General features: G+C 32.2%; 19 protein-coding genes. 14 read left to right on the forward strand and 5 right to left on the reverse strand.

Annotated features, from left to right (window positions below):
* Positions 1-478: 478 nt before the first annotated feature.
* Positions 479-1045: a DUF6241 domain-containing protein gene (locus JFU24_RS00405; protein ID WP_201249244.1), complete on the forward strand. Its 567-nt coding sequence runs from the start codon at positions 479-481 to the stop codon at positions 1043-1045.
* 137 nt (positions 1046-1182) lie between these two features.
* On the opposite strand, the gene JFU24_RS00410 is transcribed toward JFU24_RS00405, so the two are convergent.
* Positions 1183-2043 carry a hypothetical protein gene (locus JFU24_RS00410; protein WP_201249245.1) on the reverse strand — a complete coding sequence of 287 codons (861 nt, stop codon included), beginning with the start codon at positions 2041-2043 and terminating at the stop codon, positions 1183-1185.
* Between the two features lie 76 nt (positions 2044-2119).
* Positions 2120-2584 carry a hypothetical protein gene (locus JFU24_RS00415; protein WP_201249246.1) on the reverse strand — a complete coding sequence of 155 codons (465 nt, stop codon included), beginning with the start codon at positions 2582-2584 and terminating at the stop codon, positions 2120-2122.
* A 1046-nt stretch (positions 2585-3630) separates the two neighbouring features.
* On the opposite strand from JFU24_RS00415, the gene JFU24_RS00420 reads away from it, so the two are divergent.
* The 13 genes from JFU24_RS00420 (at position 3631) to JFU24_RS00480 (ending at position 14953) form a co-directional block, all read left to right on the forward strand.
* Positions 3631-5007, forward strand: a complete 1377-nt coding sequence (locus JFU24_RS00420) for a DEAD/DEAH box helicase family protein (RefSeq protein ID WP_201249247.1) — start codon at positions 3631-3633, stop codon at positions 5005-5007.
* Positions 5008-5679: 672 nt separating this feature from the next.
* Positions 5680-5865: a hypothetical protein gene (locus tag JFU24_RS00425; RefSeq protein WP_201249248.1), complete on the forward strand. Its 186-nt coding sequence runs from the start codon at positions 5680-5682 to the stop codon at positions 5863-5865.
* Positions 5866-5869: 4 nt separating this feature from the next.
* Positions 5870-7510, forward strand: coding sequence for an HK97 family phage prohead protease (locus tag JFU24_RS00430; RefSeq protein ID WP_201249249.1), 1641 nt, complete (start codon positions 5870-5872; stop codon positions 7508-7510).
* Between the two features lie 82 nt (positions 7511-7592).
* Positions 7593-7949, forward strand: coding sequence for a hypothetical protein (locus JFU24_RS00435; protein ID WP_201249250.1), 357 nt, complete (start codon positions 7593-7595; stop codon positions 7947-7949).
* A 6-nt stretch (positions 7950-7955) separates the two neighbouring features.
* A complete protein-coding gene (locus tag JFU24_RS00440) occupies positions 7956-8192 on the forward strand; it encodes a hypothetical protein (RefSeq protein WP_201249251.1) in 237 nt (78 codons plus the stop codon).
* A 145-nt stretch (positions 8193-8337) separates the two neighbouring features.
* Positions 8338-8697 carry a P27 family phage terminase small subunit gene (locus JFU24_RS00445; protein WP_201249252.1) on the forward strand — a complete coding sequence of 120 codons (360 nt, stop codon included), beginning with the start codon at positions 8338-8340 and terminating at the stop codon, positions 8695-8697.
* Positions 8698-8834: 137 nt separating this feature from the next.
* The gene (locus tag JFU24_RS00450; protein WP_201249253.1) at positions 8835-9686 is read left to right on the forward strand and encodes a sce7726 family protein; all 852 of its coding nucleotides are present in this window, start codon (positions 8835-8837) and stop codon (positions 9684-9686) included.
* Positions 9687-9688: 2 nt separating this feature from the next.
* Positions 9689-10624: a sce7725 family protein gene (locus tag JFU24_RS00455; RefSeq protein ID WP_201249254.1), complete on the forward strand. Its 936-nt coding sequence runs from the start codon at positions 9689-9691 to the stop codon at positions 10622-10624.
* 2 nt (positions 10625-10626) lie between these two features.
* On the forward strand, positions 10627-11709 hold the full coding sequence (locus JFU24_RS00460; protein WP_201249255.1) for an RES family NAD+ phosphorylase: 1083 nt from the start codon (positions 10627-10629) through the stop codon (positions 11707-11709).
* A 243-nt stretch (positions 11710-11952) separates the two neighbouring features.
* Positions 11953-12561: a hypothetical protein gene (locus JFU24_RS00465; protein WP_201249256.1), complete on the forward strand. Its 609-nt coding sequence runs from the start codon at positions 11953-11955 to the stop codon at positions 12559-12561.
* A 154-nt stretch (positions 12562-12715) separates the two neighbouring features.
* Positions 12716-13114, forward strand: a complete 399-nt coding sequence (locus JFU24_RS00470) for a hypothetical protein (protein WP_201249257.1) — start codon at positions 12716-12718, stop codon at positions 13112-13114.
* A gap of 921 nt (positions 13115-14035) precedes the next feature.
* Positions 14036-14389: a hypothetical protein gene (locus JFU24_RS00475; RefSeq protein ID WP_201249258.1), complete on the forward strand. Its 354-nt coding sequence runs from the start codon at positions 14036-14038 to the stop codon at positions 14387-14389.
* 60 nt (positions 14390-14449) lie between these two features.
* On the forward strand, positions 14450-14953 hold the full coding sequence (locus JFU24_RS00480; RefSeq protein ID WP_201249259.1) for a hypothetical protein: 504 nt from the start codon (positions 14450-14452) through the stop codon (positions 14951-14953).
* Between the two features lie 938 nt (positions 14954-15891).
* Here JFU24_RS00480 and JFU24_RS29875 read toward each other — a convergent pair.
* From JFU24_RS29875 to JFU24_RS00490, 3 genes are all read right to left on the reverse strand, one after another.
* Complete coding sequence (locus JFU24_RS29875) at positions 15892-16224, reverse strand: tyrosine-type recombinase/integrase (protein WP_242485220.1); 333 nt, start codon at positions 16222-16224, stop codon at positions 15892-15894.
* Positions 16225-16227: 3 nt separating this feature from the next.
* Positions 16228-16749: a hypothetical protein gene (locus tag JFU24_RS29880; RefSeq protein ID WP_242485221.1), complete on the reverse strand. Its 522-nt coding sequence runs from the start codon at positions 16747-16749 to the stop codon at positions 16228-16230.
* A gap of 495 nt (positions 16750-17244) precedes the next feature.
* Positions 17245-18567: a CitMHS family transporter gene (locus JFU24_RS00490; protein WP_201249260.1), complete on the reverse strand. Its 1323-nt coding sequence runs from the start codon at positions 18565-18567 to the stop codon at positions 17245-17247.
* Between the last annotated feature and the right edge of the window lie 71 nt (positions 18568-18638).

Raw genomic sequence — 18638 nt, forward strand, 5'->3', positions numbered from 1 at the left:
TAAAAGAGGTAGAAGCAAATCCTGATATAGATAACTTTGGAGCTTACTTTAGAACCTGCTTAGAAAATACTTTGTATAAAAGTCATTTGAAACATGGGCAAATTGATTCTTATAAATTATTCGAAAAGAGATTAAACGATTCCAATGTTCCTTTGATTAACTGGTAAGATTAGTATAGTACCCAGAAGCCACAGAATGCTCTGTATTGGTTTCCATTTATATAGGGAATAGTTTAATGGCCAATACCGAGTGATTATTAATCCCATCTAATCAATTTAGATTTAGATGATTTTGAGGATTAATAACTTATGCTCATTTTTTTATTATAAGATAAAAACTTTATATCTATCTATATGGTTACTTAATAGTTTAAGATTATTTGTTAATAGTTTATGTTAATATAATAATGGTTAGCTTATCCATAAAAGGATGTAACTGAAATGAGTGATAATCGAACTATGACTCGGAGGAAGTTATAATGAATAAATTTAGATGGTCAGTGGTTGCAATTATAGTTGTTGCAGCAGTTCTTGCAGTGGTAATAACATTCAAGCAGAATGCTGAAAAGTATGAAATCAGACAAGCAAGGCATAATGATCCAGATAACGAAAAAATTGCTGTCATGGACGTTACGGGGAAAATTAATAAAGAAGATGAGAAAGAAGAAGAAATTGAAGAGCAAACTTCAGATATTGAACAAGCTCAATATGAAATCGGCCTTGGCCCAAGTTCAACTGGAGCAGACGTTTTAGAAACTATGCACAGCATGACTCATCAAAAAGTTGTTGCGACAGATAAATGGTCAAACCTTCCGATGACTCCTGAAAACATCAATGCAGTCTATGAATTCATTAAAGATAGTGACATAGGCTTCATGCTTAGAAAGGAATTGTTGAGAATCGCAGGAGACTGGAAAGAAGGAAACTTCGACAATATAGTGGAAGATCATAACTACTTTTGGGAAGCTCAAAATGGAAATGTTGGTAAAGCTACCGGAGTTCTTACTCCTGAACAAGAAGCCGAATTTATCGAGGAGAACTTTTAATAAGCAGTAAAAAAACGAGCCTATCGAGGCTTATTTTTAATTATAAAATCAATATTTTATTTTCCAAAACAAAAGGACCGTTTAGGTCCTAGAGCAGGGCATTAAATACACAGTCGTAAGTATATGTTTGTTAAATTTTAGGTATTTTGATTATTGATTTCTTTTTCTTCAAGGTTAAGCTCTAAAATTGTAGAATCTTCAGCACAGATAACAGTAATATTTGAATTATTTCCTTTGAATTCAAATATTGTTTCATTATTAATTTTATTTTTATACGAATTTATTAATACTAAATCCTTTGGTTTCATTTTAACTCTCATACCAATAGATTTTAAAAGTTTTTTATATTTAATATTTGCAACTCTTATTTCATCGATGCTTCCGGAATTTCCAGTTCTAGATATTAGTGCAAGGAAGCCTATTTTAGTAATATCCCATGCTGCTCCAGACACTACACCATCTAAAACTGTGTTTTGAATATACAAAATTATTTCAAAGAATGTATTTCCTGCGCCCGCTTCAGTCGTTTTTACATTCTTAGTGATAATTTCAAAGTCGATATTTTGCTTTCTGAGTTCTTCTAATAATTCATCTATCCCTGAGGAATCATCTTTAATATTTATAAGTAGGCCTTCTATTTCTTCGTCAAAATCCTCTACAATATCATTAATCTCATATCGTTCAATATTTTTCTTTTCACTTACAAAGTCCTCGATAAGAGAAAATATACCAGAAGGAATATTAGTTTCTTTTTTACCATTAGTATATGGATATAAAAGTTTCATTATTATATAAACATTATTTTTATCCTCATTAAGTTCAAGGTCCATCCAGTCTAATTTAATCTCCATTATTTTGATGAACAAATATTCTATGTCTTCCCTAGTCAAACTATCACTAAAGAATGTGTATTCTATGAGTTTTTCTTTTTCTGATTTTTGTTCATCAGTATCAAATTCTATATGCTCCGCAAAAAGCGTAAAATATACTTTTTTCATTTGGTCCTCCTAAACGTTCAATTTATTTCAAATACTTAACGAAATTTTTGAAGATAAGAAGTTTTTAAAAGAGTCCTTAATTTTCAGTAGACGAACTCTCAATATAATCTTCTCCATTTGGTGTTATGTTCACAGATACGAAATCCTTTTCATAGTTAAGTGATACTAGTTTTTTTCCTGCCCAGTAGTTCATAGCATTTTTGTATTCATTATTTAATTTATTGAATTCCACTTTTTTAAATTTGAAGTTATAATCTGATGTGTAATATTTTGAGTTGTAAAGTTCTCTTAAAATATTTTCTCGGTATTGTTTTCTATAGGATATTGGTAAGGGACCAAATCCTGGAGAAGCTAGATCTGTATAAATAGAAATACCGATAGCATCATTTATCTCAGGACCTATTTCAAAGAAAGTATCTAGCAATTCTTCCTTATCATTTTCTTCAATTTCTTGATTAACTAATTCAATTAAAATTAGTCGGAATTCGAATTTACGCTCATTATAGTTATCGATTTTATCTAATTTTTTTAGTCTGTTCATCATCCTTTTATTTAGTTTTTTTGTATTAAAATAAAAGTATCTTGACATTGCTAGGTACGTGTCATCTTCTATAAAGTATTTTGTGTTTTTCCATATCAAAAACAAGCAAGCATATTCATAAGCTGAACCTAATTCATTATGTCTTAGACTTTTTAGAAGATTAATATATTCTTCAACTATTGTATAAAATAAATTTATTTCATCTATCTCATGTTGATTGATACCTAAGTCTTTTAAAAATTGGTTTTTTCTGAGCGTTCTATAACTATTATTAATTTCTGTATTTATATAAAATAAGTTATCCTCTATATGGGAAAAAATATTACGTTTAAATTGTTCAGTATTAATACGCTCATCATATTGGATTGAAGACTGCCACCTTTTAAAGTCATTTTCTACAGTAAAGTAATCGTAAATTTCAGGGATAGTCTTATAATAAAATTTTTTTAGGATTTCATTTTGACTATTTTTCTTTTCTCGACGCTTAGTAAAGTAATTATTTAAAACTTGAGTTAAACCTGTCTGCGAGAATTACAGGTAATAATACTTTAAACCATTGCGATTCAAAAAGTGCAAGTGACAAAACCATCTTTAGTAATTTCCTCCTTATGTTCTCTATATCCTTATTTTACCACAACGATTGACTAACCAATTGATCTATATAAACATTTAATTAATAATAAAATTCACATTTTATATATCTTTAAACAATCCTCATACCTATCCTCAGAAGCTCCAGATTGACCCGTGTTGAATCAAAAATATCAATATGGAGTTATATATTAATCCACTCCAAAAGGTCTCAGAATTCATTCTTTAACTATCTATTCTTATTATTTATATGATGGTCAAAGGCAAGGCTTTGCCATGCGACAAGCAAGCTTGATCGCAATAAGTGTTACAAATTTGTACATGAGTATATACACTGATGTACAGTTTTGTAACAAAAATAATTTAAAAAAGTTTCTCCGATTGATTTACGTTTTTCAAAATACAGAAATAATAGATATATCACCAAATCAAATCACTCGGAGGAACTAATTATTATGAAGACTCACAACGAAATGTATTTACAATCTATGAAACTTGAAAACGGATTTAAAGCAAGATATGTATCAGAATTAGTTTCTTATTCAAAAATAATCGATGGAATCATCAACTTTATTGAATCTCCATGCGGAACTGGCAAGACAACGTTCTTTATTGAAGAAGTTTCTAAGAAAGCGAAGAATAAAGAACAAATTTTATATTTGGTAGATACTTCAATTTTAGAAGAATTGTTATTAAATAAATATGATGAATACCTAAAACCTTACGATTCATCAGTAAAAGGAACCATGATTTTTAATGAAGAACAGCTCCCTGGGCATGGATTTGGAGTTCAAATAAAAGAAGATGGAAAGAAAGATAATAGAGCAATCTGTATGACGTACGCGAAGTTTGCCAGCGTTCTAAGTAGAAGCAATGATGATAACTTCTTGAACAACATCAAATTTCTTTGTTGTGATGAAGTTCATAATTTAGCAAAATTTATTGGATATGATCTTCAGCTTGGAGCTAAGAAAGAAGAAACGAACTTATATAAAGCTTTAGAGAAGATTGTTACTTCAACTGATAAGGGAATTTTTAAAACTTTGTTTATGACAGCAACTCCATATAGAATAACTAAGCTTCTAAAAGAAAGCTTCAATTATACCTGCAACAAGATAGTGTCCGAAAGTGAACTGAGGGGATATCTATTCAACAGTCAAAAAGTTTATACGAATATTGATAACATCCTAAAAGAGCTTCGGAAAAATGACCTGCACGAAGATAACAAAATTCTGATGTATGTTGAAACTATCAAGAAAGCAGTAGAAGTTCGTTCGAAACTGGAGACTAATGGATTTAATGTTGCTTGCTTATGGAGCATCAATAATGAAAGAAAAATGGATAATCTCTCTAGAAAAGTTCGTGAGCATATTGTTGAGAAAGAAGAAATTCCTGAATATGTGGATGTAGTAATAATAAATGCTGCATATGAGACTGGATATAATATCTTCGATAAAGAAAACATGGCTCAAACAGTCATCGTTCATAGCAGAAATTCAGAAGTCATTACTCAAGTTCGAGGAAGAATCAGACATGATATCAATAACTTAGTGACTCTTAATCAAAGTGGTTCTATTGTAGAGATTAAACGAGATGGAACAGTAACAGAGCTTTGTCCCACTAAGCTGGAACGATTTATTGGTATTCCATTAACAAAAGAAAAGAAGGATGAACTTGCTCAAGAGCTAAATTTAATCAATGGTCATGGAAGACAATTGAAATGGACGAGCTTAAAAAAACTTCTATCTGAAAATGGTTTTAAGATTGTAGATCATAATTCTCGAATAGATGGAAAACAAGTACGATTCAACGTTATAGAGCAGAACGACTGAGGCAGCCTAATGGCTGTCTTATTTTTTTTTGAGAAGTTTTCAAATCTCATTTACGTTTTATAATGAAAAAGTTTCAGAAAAAGTGTCTAGTATGTAGCACTCGTATATATATAATTAAGGAGATAAAAAAATGCTTTAAAAGAAATTATTTTCCAATATATCGTACCAAGCACTTTAGGTATGTATATATATTAATAGAGAGATAAGTTTATTCCAATTCTCTTTCCCTCTCTGTTTCTCTCGTAGTTGAGTGAAACGTTTTTCCTTAAGAGTTTTTATATTCATGATTTAAGTTGAATGTTTAGTTAGCTTCCTCTTTTCTTCCATTTCTGAGAAGTTGGCTATTCATTCAACCTCCTTAATAATTTGATTTATATAATAAACAACATAGGTTTTTGTTGCCATAAATTGGTCCTCCGAAATCGATTTTAGTTGAGTTGCCTATGTTGTTTATTATGTGAATCAAAAACATCTTCGCCCGAAAGGGCCATATATACAGCTAAGGTGTTTTGTACGAACGCCAGGCTTAACCTTCTACTCTTGCCATGACGATCTTTGCCTAAATCCGAGCGAGAAGAAAATCAAGAGTCATACCTTTACAGGTATGGCTATTTTTTTACGTTTTTTTAAGTTTGCTTTCAAAGCAAAATATTAATTCGAAGGAGACATATCATGTTGAACTTAAACGACATTGAAAATTATAGATGGGTTAAAAACGGTCGAATGTATACCTTAGAAAATTCAGAAGGAAAAGTTCTTCATACAGCAGAAGACCAAACTTGCAACGGGAACTTTATCACAGATTCCATACTAGAAGAGTTAGCTGCCGAATGTTTTGAAGAACTAGAAGGGAAGTAGAAATATGAAAATGGAACTGCGTGTTCAAGATGTTGAGTTAGTTTCAGAGAATCAAGATGAAATGATTGTATCAGGCTATGTCAATAAAACGGAGCAACTTTCAGAAGTACTTGGTTCTAGTAAGAGGTTCAAAGAAAAAATACGACGAGGTGCCTTCCAAAGGGCTATTGCTAATAAGCAACGAGACATCGATTTCTTACTTGAACATAAGTCAAATCAGATTTTATCTAGTACGAGAAACGGAAGTCTTCATTTAGAAGAAGATTCTGTTGGTCTTAAAATGACAGCTAAGATTGCCAAGACAAGTTACGGAAAAGATTCGTATGAGCTTATCAAATCTGGAATTTTACGAAACATGAGTTTTGGATTTAAAAATATTCGCGATTCATGGAAAAAGACTACAGGAGATCTTTATGAACGTACCATCGAAGAACTTCTTTTATACGAAGTTTCGGTTGTGAAAGATCCTGCTTACAGCCAGTCTACTATTGCTGCTCGTGGTATTGATCTAGTTGAAGACGTTGAAATTCCTGCTGAACCAGAAGCTGAAATTCAAATTGAAGAAGTTCGAAAAGAAAAAGATTTAGACCTTCAAATTCGAAAAACTCAAATCGAAGTTGAAAAACAAAAGGCTAGTGTTTCTAGTGCTGAACGAATGGTTAAGTTGCTCGACACTAATAGTAGTAGGTCCTATCTTGAACGAACTAAGAAAGTATTAGAAGAAACGAGAAATGAACTTTCTAAATTACAGGAGGAACAAAAAATGAAAGAAGAATTAAAGAAAGAAATAAGAGAATTACAAGATGTTGGAACTGGACAATCAACTATTTCTCAACAAGTCGCACCGATTACAGAGCTGTTAGAAAGTACAAGCGATGTAGTAGCTAAAAGTCGTAAAATTAAGCTTGTTGGCCAAGAACTGAAACTTCCATACGAGACAGAATTATCGGATGCGGAATTTGTTCTTGATGGGGACCCTATTCCAGAAGTCAGCTTAAACTTAGCAGAAGCAACTAAGTTAAATCCGAAGCGAATTGGTATCGCGCAAAGATTCAGCAATGTTCTTTTGAATGAAGTTGGAGTTTTAGAGGAAAATAGCAAGTCAAAATTAGTTAGTCGGGTTGGTAAAAAAATTGAAGAAGAGATTTTAGTTGGTGATGGCACATTAACTGGTTTGCACGGTATTGCTCCTGACGTATTAGTTCCATCAGTAAATATTGCAATTGCTCCAACAGAATTATTACTTCGAGCTCTTTATTTAAAAGTAAATTCAGAATATCGCCCATTCTGCAAATGGTATATGTCTGAGCAATATTTTGAGAAAGTTGCAAAGATCATTGTTAACGGTGAATATATCGTTAAATCGAAAACAGTTGATAATAAAGTTGTTGCCACTTTATGGGAACATGAAATTGAAGTAACTAATGCTATTGCTGCAGGTGATACAATCGGACAAGTTCCAATTATCTTTACTGACATTGCAAACGCTTATACATTAGCGATTTCTAAAGATGTTGTTGTTACAAAGCTTGGAAAAGATTCAATTGTAAGTGTGTCGGGTAATACTTTATATATGGGCGAAATGTATTGTGATGGATCAGTGCATAACTACTTAGCTGTAGCTAAAGGAACAATTACCGCATAATTGTTTATGCGAAATATTTCATAAACTTAGAGCTGGATTAACTTCTGGCTCTTTTTATTTTAATTGAAAGAAGGTAATAAGAATGGCAAAAAGACCAGGAACGAAATGCAAAGTCTACATCCATAAAGCAGGAACAAATATAGCATTAGCTGCCCAACGAAATGCTACCTTAAGTCATTCAGTAGAAGGCACTGATACAGAAGTATTCTCAATAGCCTGTAATAAAGCATTCATTACTGATGTTGAGGCATATGCAACATTAAAAGAAGAGTACGTTCAAGGAAATAAAGTAGATGTATATATCGCCCTACCATCTGAAGAGAAGTACTTTGGTAACTGCACAATAACTACATTCGATAATGATATTCCATATGCGGAGTTAAGCACTTGGTCTATATCATTACAGGGTTTAAGCGCTCAATTAGTAGTAGTTAAGTAAGAGAGGATGGTATATCAAATGAAAGAGAAACTAAATCATTTACAAATAGTACGTGGAATCATAGATGAAGATAAGTTTAGGTTTGCAGCTGCAACAATCTTAATTGATTACTACTTAGATGAGATGAAGAACAAAGGTAAGGATATGACACGAACAAACCTGTTAGATCGTGTGAACTTATCCTTAAGATCAATGGGTAATGCCGAAGTCTCTTATGGTTTCATAAGACGATGGTATGAATAAAACATTTATATAGGATGAGGAGTACCGCCTAGGCGTTAGAACAAAAACAGTAATATACGTTTAATAACTGTGGGAGGTACACTTTCACTACCTGAATTTTTAATAAAAACAATTTTTATGTAAATAAGTGTAAAGGGATGATGATATGCAAATACCAGTTCATTTTAACCATAAGAGCATTCAACAATTTAATTTTATAGTGGAAGAGTTAAGTAAACTAAATAAATTGAATCCAACGGATCAGCCGATTATTGAACGCATTGCATTTAACTTGGCAACCATAGAAGAATGTGAGATACAGCTTTTAAAAGATGGATTTGTTCTTGAGGGATTGCATGGAAAGAAAGAACATCCAGCTTTAGGAATATCAATGAAGGCACAGGCTAAGGTATTAGAAGCGTTTAAACTTCTAGGACTTGACGCATCATCTAGACTTAAGGAAGAACAATCAAAACCAGAAGATTGTTCTAATGATCCACTCCTTAAACTCCTTGGTAGAGTATAATAAAGACTTTCATAAGGCCGAAGATGGTCGAAAGGAGAACTTTTAAATAGTTGTTATTTGGAGTGGAAATCTAGAATAGGATAGAGCAAATTATGTTATGATAACTAATAGTAAACATAAATAGATGGGTGTGGATTATGAATAAGAGTAATAATTTTATTCTAAACAGACTTTTTACTCAAAATATATTTATGGACCTGATAAATAATAATTGTAATACCGTTTACAATACATGTATTCAACGTTATTTAGAGGAGATAAATTCATTTAATAACGAAGTGTTAATAAATAAAGTTTATGGATATATGGGTAAAAAGTACAGAAATGAATACTTCTATAAGAATACACTGCTAAATAAACTATTATTAGGAAGACATAGTCTCAAAACAACAACAGCTTTGTCTGAAGTCCCCATTAATAAATCAAAAGCAGATTTTATTTTAATTAACGGTAAAGCTGTAGTATATGAAATCAAAACAGGTTTAGATACATTTGAGAGATTGGATAATCAGATTAATGATTATTATAAAGCATTTGACCATGTATGCGTGGTTACATGTGAATCAAATTATAAAAAACTTTCAGGAATCCTTAAAGATACAAAAGTGGGTATCTATATATTGACTGACAGAAATACAATTAGCGTAAGAAAAGAATCAATTGAAGAACGTTCATTTTTAGATTATCCAACAATCTTTAAAATATTAAGAAAAAAAGAATTTGAAAATATATTATTAGATTATTATGGTGAGTTGCCCCATACTACTCAAGTAAATTATTATAAAGAATGTTTGAAGTTGTTTACAAGAATTGATATAGAAATTCTTTACGAATTTTTTATTAGAGAATTAAAAAAAAGAAATATTAAAGAGATTGAAGAATATAATAAAGTACCTTATGAACTGAAATTTATGGTATATTTTTCTAAGTTCAAGAAAAATGATTATTTAAAATTACATGATTTTTTACATGGGAACTGGGGAGGTTAGTTATGTATCTACCATACTTAAGAGGTAGGCAATATGAGTTATTAGCATTAAGAGAATTAGCTGAAAATGATCTTATAGGTAATAAAGTAACTCCAATAATTGAACCGATAAAACCTTCTTCTACTCTAATTAAGACTATTACACAGTTTGTAGATAAAAATAAAGATATTGCATTAGTACTCAACCCGAAAGTCGGGAATTTTAACAAAGAGTTAGAAATTGTTAAAAATGATAAATTTAGAGATCAATTAATAAGTGCGTTTGAAAAGCCAAATGTGATTATTTCACATATATTAAATTCAAATAGTGTTAATGAAATAAATATGCTAGTTGAACAAGGGCATAAAAAGAATGAAATTTTAATGATTAATAAAGAGAAAGATTGCTTGAATTTTTATTTGCAAGTTTTCCAGGAAGAGTATCCACGATATAATCTTATACCAGAAGAAAGTTCATTTAGAAGAAAGATAAGACATAATAAGGTATTAATTGCTGATAGATTTGAAAAACAATCAAGAAATGCAGATTACTTAAGTTTAGATGACGAATCCTTTTCTGAGGATCATATATTTTATAAAGAAGATGGATTTATTGGTTTTTCAGATTACTCAATTGTTGGTGAAGGTTATTTTGAATCAGGTTTTGCACCTTATGCTGTTGCAATACATATTGTTTTTTTTGATGAGAATAAGTGTCTAAGAGTCAAGCACTTTGTTTCAAATTCAAATGAAGATTATAATGATCCAGCAGGCAAATTCTACGAAGCGTTAAAAAAACTTGCATTGTGGCAAGAAAAAGAACATATCAATACATTTGGTTTAAGAGAATTTATGAAGCACTACCATAACGGTACATATCCGGGCTTAGGTACAGTAAAGAAGCTTTCAATAATGCATCATATTGAACTAGTTAGTAAGTATTTGGATGGGGTAGAATAGGGATGATTTGTTGTGACCGGTGTTTTAAGGATCTGGAGATTAAAGCCATCATTCAAGGTATCAATAGACAAGGAATGTGTGAAACGTGTAACAAAAAAAACGTATTTGTTTATGACACTGATAAGAACAATGAATTAGTAGATAACTTTAATGAACTATTAGATATTTATACGCCCTTATCTAGTTTACCAGATAATTATCCTAGAGAAAAAGCAAATTTGCTAAAAGATGAGCTGAATGATAGATGGCAAATCTTTAATATTAATAATGAAAAAATCTATACTTTGGTAAAAAGTATATGTCACGAAAAATACACAGAGATGCCTGAATTATTTGATTCTCCAATTGGTATTACTGCATTATATCAAAATGATGATTATTTAACTGAAAATTCAATTTTAAAGAACTATAATTGGGAAGACTTTGTTGTAGAAATAAAAAATGTAAATAGATTTCATACAAATCATATTAATACCAAAGTTTTAGAAATGTTCTGTGAGGTCGCTATAAAATCTTATAAAGCTGGTGAAGTTTTATATAGGGCAAGAATCTCCGATGAAGATGGGTATGCATTTGACAATATGGGGGCGCCACCTTCAGGAAAAGCATCCGATGGACGTGCAAATCCTTTAGGAATTAGTTGTTTGTACTTGGCGAGTGATAATGAAACAACTTTACATGAAATTAGAGCAAGTGTATATGACTATGTTACTATCGGGAAGTTTGAACTACTGGAAGACATTGACGTTGTAGACTTTATAGCTTTGGACAAAATTAGTCCTTTCTCGGGTATTAATACAGAACTCCATGCAATTAACAAGGAACACTTAAGGAAAATTAGTAATGAAATAGCAAAGCCTCTTAGAAGAAGTGATAGTTCTTTAGATTATTTACCAACGCAATATATTACTGACTTTGTTAAAAGTAAAGGTCATAAAGGAATAAGATATAAAAGTACTAGAAATGAAAAGGGATATAATTTAGCAGTTTTTAATGATGAATTATTTGAATGTAAAGAAGTAAATGTATTTGATGTTAAAAGTATAAAATATGATTTTTTACAATTAGATGAATATTTCGATTAGGAAATATTAATAAAAGTGAATAAAATATCAATTTTATGTAAAATGCATTAGTGTTAAAAAAAACAGTATATTTCCTACTTTTACAACAACTATTAATTTTTTGATATAATTACAAATGATATAAATAGTAATTTTTGAAGTAAAAAAAGTCTTAGAATACATTGGTGCATGGGTGTAGTTGCCTCTTTAGCTATCTTTGGAACATTCACAGTTGTGTGAGACATAAAAAAGGGGAAATTCATCATGAAGAAAAGTTTAATTTTAGCAGCTGGCGTTATCTCAATCGGATTGCTTGGTGCATGTATGCAAGAAGAAAAACCAGAAGCAAAAGTTAAAGAAACGGCATCGGCCGAAGTACATAAACCAGAAACAGTTTCAGAAGAAAAACTTTTAGAAAACGGAGAACCTGATTTTTCTGAGGACTTTGAAAATACTGTCTCACGAGAAGAAGCTATCACACCAGAAATGAAAGCAATGGTAAAAGATCAATACGAATACTTTTCTAAACTTGTCGTTACATACGAAAATACGCCTGGAGAAATAGAAGACGATGCTTGGTTAACTGAAGAAGTTAAATCAGAACTAGCAGAAAGAGCCAAGGAAATTGAAGCATTGATGCCAACTAAAAACGCTAATCTTGAAAGAGATTTATACATGGCGTTGGGAGAATTGGAAGATGGACTCGATTATGAGTCTGGCGGAAGTATCTGGATGCCTTATAGAGTGTTCCTTGGATTAAATGCTGGTATGAACGGAATCGAGACTAAAGAAGAACAAGCAGCAATTAATGAAGAAGGAAATTGGACAGCAACCTTTACTGATGAAGAAATAGGTTGGAATGATACGTTTTGATTTTATTGGAAACTGAATAACTAGGCAGCAATGGAAAATAAGCGAAAATAAATTCCTGGTCTTCAGGAGTTTATTTTTTTTATTTTTTTTATAAAATCAAAATTTTATTTTACATTTAAAAATCACCTGATATAAGAAATTTGAGGTGATTTTTTTGCTACCAACTGAAGAACAACTAATTCATCATTTATCAGACAAAATGACAAACCAAGATATCGCTAAAATTTATGGAGCATCTTTTCAGAAGATAATTCAGCTTATAAAAAAGTATGGAATTAATCCAAATGAACTAAGGAAAGTAAATAAATTTATTGTTTATGAACATTGGCTTGATGGGGAAGTTATTTATGTAGGTAGTGGGCTATGGTACAGATGCAGAAGATATTCTAATAGAAGAAACTCGGAACATAGAGAGCTTATGAAGGATGGATTGCTTGAATATCAATTTGTAGCTGAGTTTGAACAAGAAGAAGATGCTAGAAGATATGAAGCACTACTTATCAATCAATATAAACAATTAGGGCTAGCAAAATTTAATAAGAAAAGATTTTGAACCTTGACGAGTAATACCAAGTAAAGGCATAATTAACAGTAATCGTATTACTAAAAAAATGAGTTTTTTCAACAACCGTTGATAGGACTGAAAATATAGCTTTTATGGAATATATTGGGACTCAAAATCGTGTTCCTCTGGAGTGCCGGTTCAACCCCGGCCACCGGTATCAATTTTTAACTAAAACCCGCTTTTTTCTGCTATACAACAAGGATCGTGAGTTTAGTCTTAATGACTGAACACGCAATCCTTTTTTGTTTTGGTCGTGTCTTATAATCGTGTGCTACCCACTTTAATTAACCTTAAAGGAGTGTAGAGAATGGTAACAAAAAGAAAATGAACGGTTATAGAAGAATTAGTTGAGGAAGAGCATGTATTAGTAAGTGGCGGTAAGGACTTTCAGATTTGCCTAGATTTGTTTTTAAAAGATATGAGAATTCCACGGCTTGCTCTAGGGATCCTTTTTGTCCATTATGTCCAGAATCGATCATCAAATCAATCGGCTGTATTCTTCTGCATTTCTTCGTTTGTATTTGTATGTGAGGTTTGACGTCTATAATCGATTCACATTGGATAATCCCTTAAGCTATGAGACACGTATTCGATTCTAAAATTATATCCTGATGCAGTACCCGCGCAATAATAGAGTAGGGGATTTAAGGCTCCTTTTTTATTACACTTTTTTAGTTTACATAACATATATTATAGGTATTAGTATTCATTTCTATACACACATACAGAAAGAGAAGACTAGAAAATCTACTCTTTTTTCTTTTGGCCAAATATAGGGATATAATCATGCTTCACGAATTCAAGAAACCGGGATTATTTTAAAAATAAGCCCATTTTACTAGGCTGGTTTGATATACTAGAAATGGAAAAATTGAGAGGTTCATTTTAATTAGTAGGGAAGTGTAAAAAATGCTCTGGAAAATTTACTTTTGGCTAATTATAGCTATATCGATAGCTTCATTGTTTGTAGAAGCGGTTCATGGTCCTGTGATAGAAGCTACGGATACTGTTATCAGTATTATTTCCACAATTGGATTATTTGGTTATGTATATAACAAACAATTGTTATCAAAGTCATTCTGGAAATTCGTATTTATAATAACTGTAATTGAAGTGCTTGCATACACAATGTTGGATGTGCTTAATGATTCAGAACTTGGAGTAGGGGGAATGATTTTCGTTACAGCTTTCACGCTTATCATAATGTATCCTTTCTTTCTAGGTTTATATAGATATGGATTCCGTAAGGAAAATTTAGCTTAGTAACTTCATAATAGCAGGTCATTTGTTTGAATAAGGCATTAAAGAAGGAGACCATAAAATATGTTAACAATCGATAATTATATTGATTCTATTAAAGCTAACCTTGAGAAACATTCAGATTTGTTAGTAGGTAACCTTAAAAATATCATTACATACAACTATTTTTCTGAAATAGATTTGTTGGATTTTACCGCATTTATTGAGCCTACAAATTTTGAAATTTCAATAAGGATGTTCTCTATGAATAGAGAAGCTAACGAAGTTTTCTATGAAGGTAATGACACAACAGTTTTTGCAGGTAGTGTTGATATAGTTCCTGATGTTACATACTATCAGTTAATCGACAATTCATTGGATGATTTTCTTGATAATTTTTACGAAGAAAACTATCCAGCAATATACGATTTAGAACAAAAAGCGTTTACAGATTGGTTTCGTCAATGTTGGAAAAAATCAGGTGGGGATATATTGAATTTACCATCGTTCTTTGTTTTCCACGATGATACTAAATCATATGAGTTAAAAAATAATCAATGGATTGATGATGAAGAAAAATGGTCATAAAAAAGAATGCCTATATATAGGCATTCTTTTTTATTATCAAAATATCAACATTAACGATTAACATAGCTTATATTTAAATATCTCAAATTTGCACCCAAAGCTTTCGCAGATTTGGAAACAAACTTGAATACTGAAACAGCTAATCATCAGGACATAAGGATCAGTTGGCCATCAAAACAGCTGAATATGACGCAAAGGTTAAAGAGCTTGCTGCAGCTAAAAATATAATTTAAAACTTGAATGCTACACTTAAATATGCGGAAGAAAAGGCTAAACAAGCTGATAAATCAATAGATATCACTATAGTTAAAGCAGATACACCTTCAACAGAAGATGTACATTAAGAAGAATATCAATTAGTGTAAAATTCTTTTTTGTCTCAAAATATAAGAATACTAGTGGCAATGAGATACTAATGAAAATAGCCTCTAAGATATACCTAGAGGTTTTTTCTGTCTACGGAGTCCTGAAAAAACCGTAGTTGGAGTTTCCCCAATTATACATGACAATAAAAGAAATTGATTCAATAAAATGTAAAATTATTTCTAATTCCGTCTCACTACAAAAAGATTACTTGTCATTTTGAGACAGATTATTTTGTGTACTATTAACTTCCTATAATTTATCTTATGTTAACTAATAAAATTGTAAACTACGAAAAAGGCAATCTAATGACTACCCTTCTGCACGTTTTTTTAATCTTGAGCTTTCGCATTTAATAAATATTTTATAAAGGATCTTTTTCCAAATCAATGAAAATTTCCGAAGTTACACTTAAATATAAAAAAGAGAAGACTAGAAAATCTTCTCTTTTTTCATTTAATCATTTTCACGAAAATTGATTCTTCTCTCTCTCCCAGCTGTTTCGCAGCCTTTTTAGCCTTCTCCTGCTCAGGGTTAGTATAGAGGGCAGCTGTTGTGGTTGAAGTATGACCAAGTTAAGTCATCAGTAAATGGATGTCTCCTGACTGCTCCATTAAGTTTGTCCCATAGGTATGTCTCAGTTTGTGTGGCGACATCGACTTATTGGACTTAAATGCCTTCGTGTATTTCTTTACTAGAGCCCCGATGGCGCGGTTGGAAAGAGGGGTGGCTCCATCATTCACTCTAGTCAAGAAAACATAGGCCGTATCATCATTTGAGCCCCTATAACGTTCCGTTCGCACAGTTAGGTAGTCTTTTATGTCCTGCATCAACGGAGGTGAGACTGCCACTACATCCTTTTTTCCACCCTTACGTAATACGTGTATTTGTTTATCTTCAAAATCCAAGTCTCATAGCCTTAATTTGGATAACTCGTTCACCCGGATGCCGCTTCCTAAGAAGAGGGATAAAATTGCAAAATCACGTTCCTGGTCCCTTTTAAAATAAATAAGTTTCATGGACCTTTCAGGTAGCTCCTTTTCATAGTTATGCATCACGAATTCAAGAAACCGAGCATCCTCATCATTGTGGAAAATCTTTGCCGATATTCTCGAAGCACTGGCCCCCAAAGTCTCTTTTACTTTGTTCACTTCAATTTTCAACATGACATTTCGATAGAAGTAAGGTTCGCCGTCATCATTTTCTGACTGAGTCGTTAAATACTTGAAAAGGGAACGTAATGCTGAAATTTCCCGATTGACGGATACCTTTTCGGCTTTTTTTGTTTCCTTCTTATTGATAGGGATATTTCTCCGTTCCAAAAATTTGATAAAGGATTGAGCTTCGATCAACTTTAACTTTTCCAGCACTGACAGGGGGATATCTTTAATATGCTCCTGCTCAGCAATGCTCTCAGCTATCAGCCACTCCAAAAATAATTATAATCAAGAACGTAATTCAAAAGGGTAGAAGGGGGGCCGGGTATCCAATTTATTGTCAACATACTCAACGATGTAGAAAGGTATGGACTTAACCAGCTGTTCCAATTTCTGCTCATGGATTTGACATTCTCTTATCAACAGATCCACATAATATCAGTAAATACTTCAGTTTTCCAATCTTATTTAATGGTTTCAATTATGGACATAAAGGAATGGAGGGGAGGAAATGAAAACAAAGCAAGACTTGAACACCGGTTATCACTGCAAACGTTGGATCATTTCAATTTTTTCATGAACCTATTGATGAAATTAGAGGGTTCTTAAATCAATCACAATCATTGAGACCTTAATAGGGTCTTTTTTTAAATAAATCGACTGAAATTATAAACATAGAACTTTACCTGTCAACAAAGTTGTATCAAAAACTATCTAGCTGAAAAATGCCACAAAAGTCCTTGCAAACAAGTATACAAGGACTTTTATAATTTACATAAAAGAAATGGCACCACTAATTATAGCTAATACTGTTAAGATTAACGATGTCAAGATGGCCCATTTGTATGCGAATTTCTGATATTCTCCAAGGTCTTTATCAACCATACCAACTAATAGAATGGTTGATGCAACAAGTGGACTCATTAAATGAGCGGGTTGTCCCAATATAGAAGCCCGAGCAATTTCTAACGGACTGATTCCATAGGCTGAAGCTGCTTCTGCAAGAATAGGGAGAACTCCAAAATAATAGGCATCATTCGATAAAACGAAAGTGAATGGCATACTTGTAATGCCAACAATGACAGGAAAAAATTGACCTAGTGAAGCAGGTATTATCGAAACCAGTCCATTAGCAATAGCATCAACCATTTTTGTACCGGAAAAGATTCCTGCAAATACTCCTGCCGCAAAAACTAACAGAACAACAATCAATGCGTTTCCAGAATGTGCTAAGATGCGACTTTTTTGCATTTCCAGATTGGGGTAGTTAATCATTAAAGCAATAGCGAAACCGACCAAAAATAAAATAGGAGAAGGTACCAATCCCATAATAAGAATGACCATAATGCCTACTACAATGAATAAGTTAACCCACAATAAATGAGGACGTTTAATGTCAATGTGTGGGACTATCTCAGTGGCTTCATTTTCTACAGTAGCAGCTATTTCAATATTTAACTCTTCTATGTGTATTACACCCAGTCGTTTACGTTCTTTTGTTCCTAAAATAAATGCGACGAAAATAACCCAAAGAGCACCACAGATCATGGTTGGAATAAGTGGGACGAAAAATTCGGATGCATCAAGTCCCAATACTGCGATTGCCCGTGTAGCAGGTCCACCCCAGGGGGTCATTCCACTCATAACACTTAAAGCTAGCATGGCTACTGTGGCTAAAACCAATGGATTCATACCGATTCGTTTATAAAGTGGATACATAGCTGAAACAGTAATGATATACGTTGTTGTTCCATCTCCATCTAGGGCAACGAGTAATGCAAGAATTGTGGTACCTACCGAAACTTTAACAGGATCTCCCTTGACAACTTTTAATAATTTTTTGATCAGTGGGTCAAATAAGCCCGTGTCTATCATAATACCAAAAAATAATATGGCGAATAATAATAGAGCAGCAGAAGGAGCGACTAGCTTAATGCCTTCCATCATCATAGTGCCAATTTTACTCCCAAAACCACCAATTACTGCAAACACGATCGGAACTAAAGTTAAAGCAACAATGGGTGATAAACGTTTGGACATAATTAAATAGGTAAAAACGATAACCATAGAAGTACCTAAAATTGTAAGAAACATTATTAAATCCCCTCCCTAATTTTGAATGCGCTTTCAATTAATCTCCGGATGACTTAGAAATAATTTGCGAA

The organism is Peribacillus sp. TH27 (assembly GCF_016650915.1).
GTDB classification, from domain to species: domain Bacteria; phylum Bacillota; class Bacilli; order Bacillales; family DSM-1321; genus Peribacillus; species Peribacillus butanolivorans.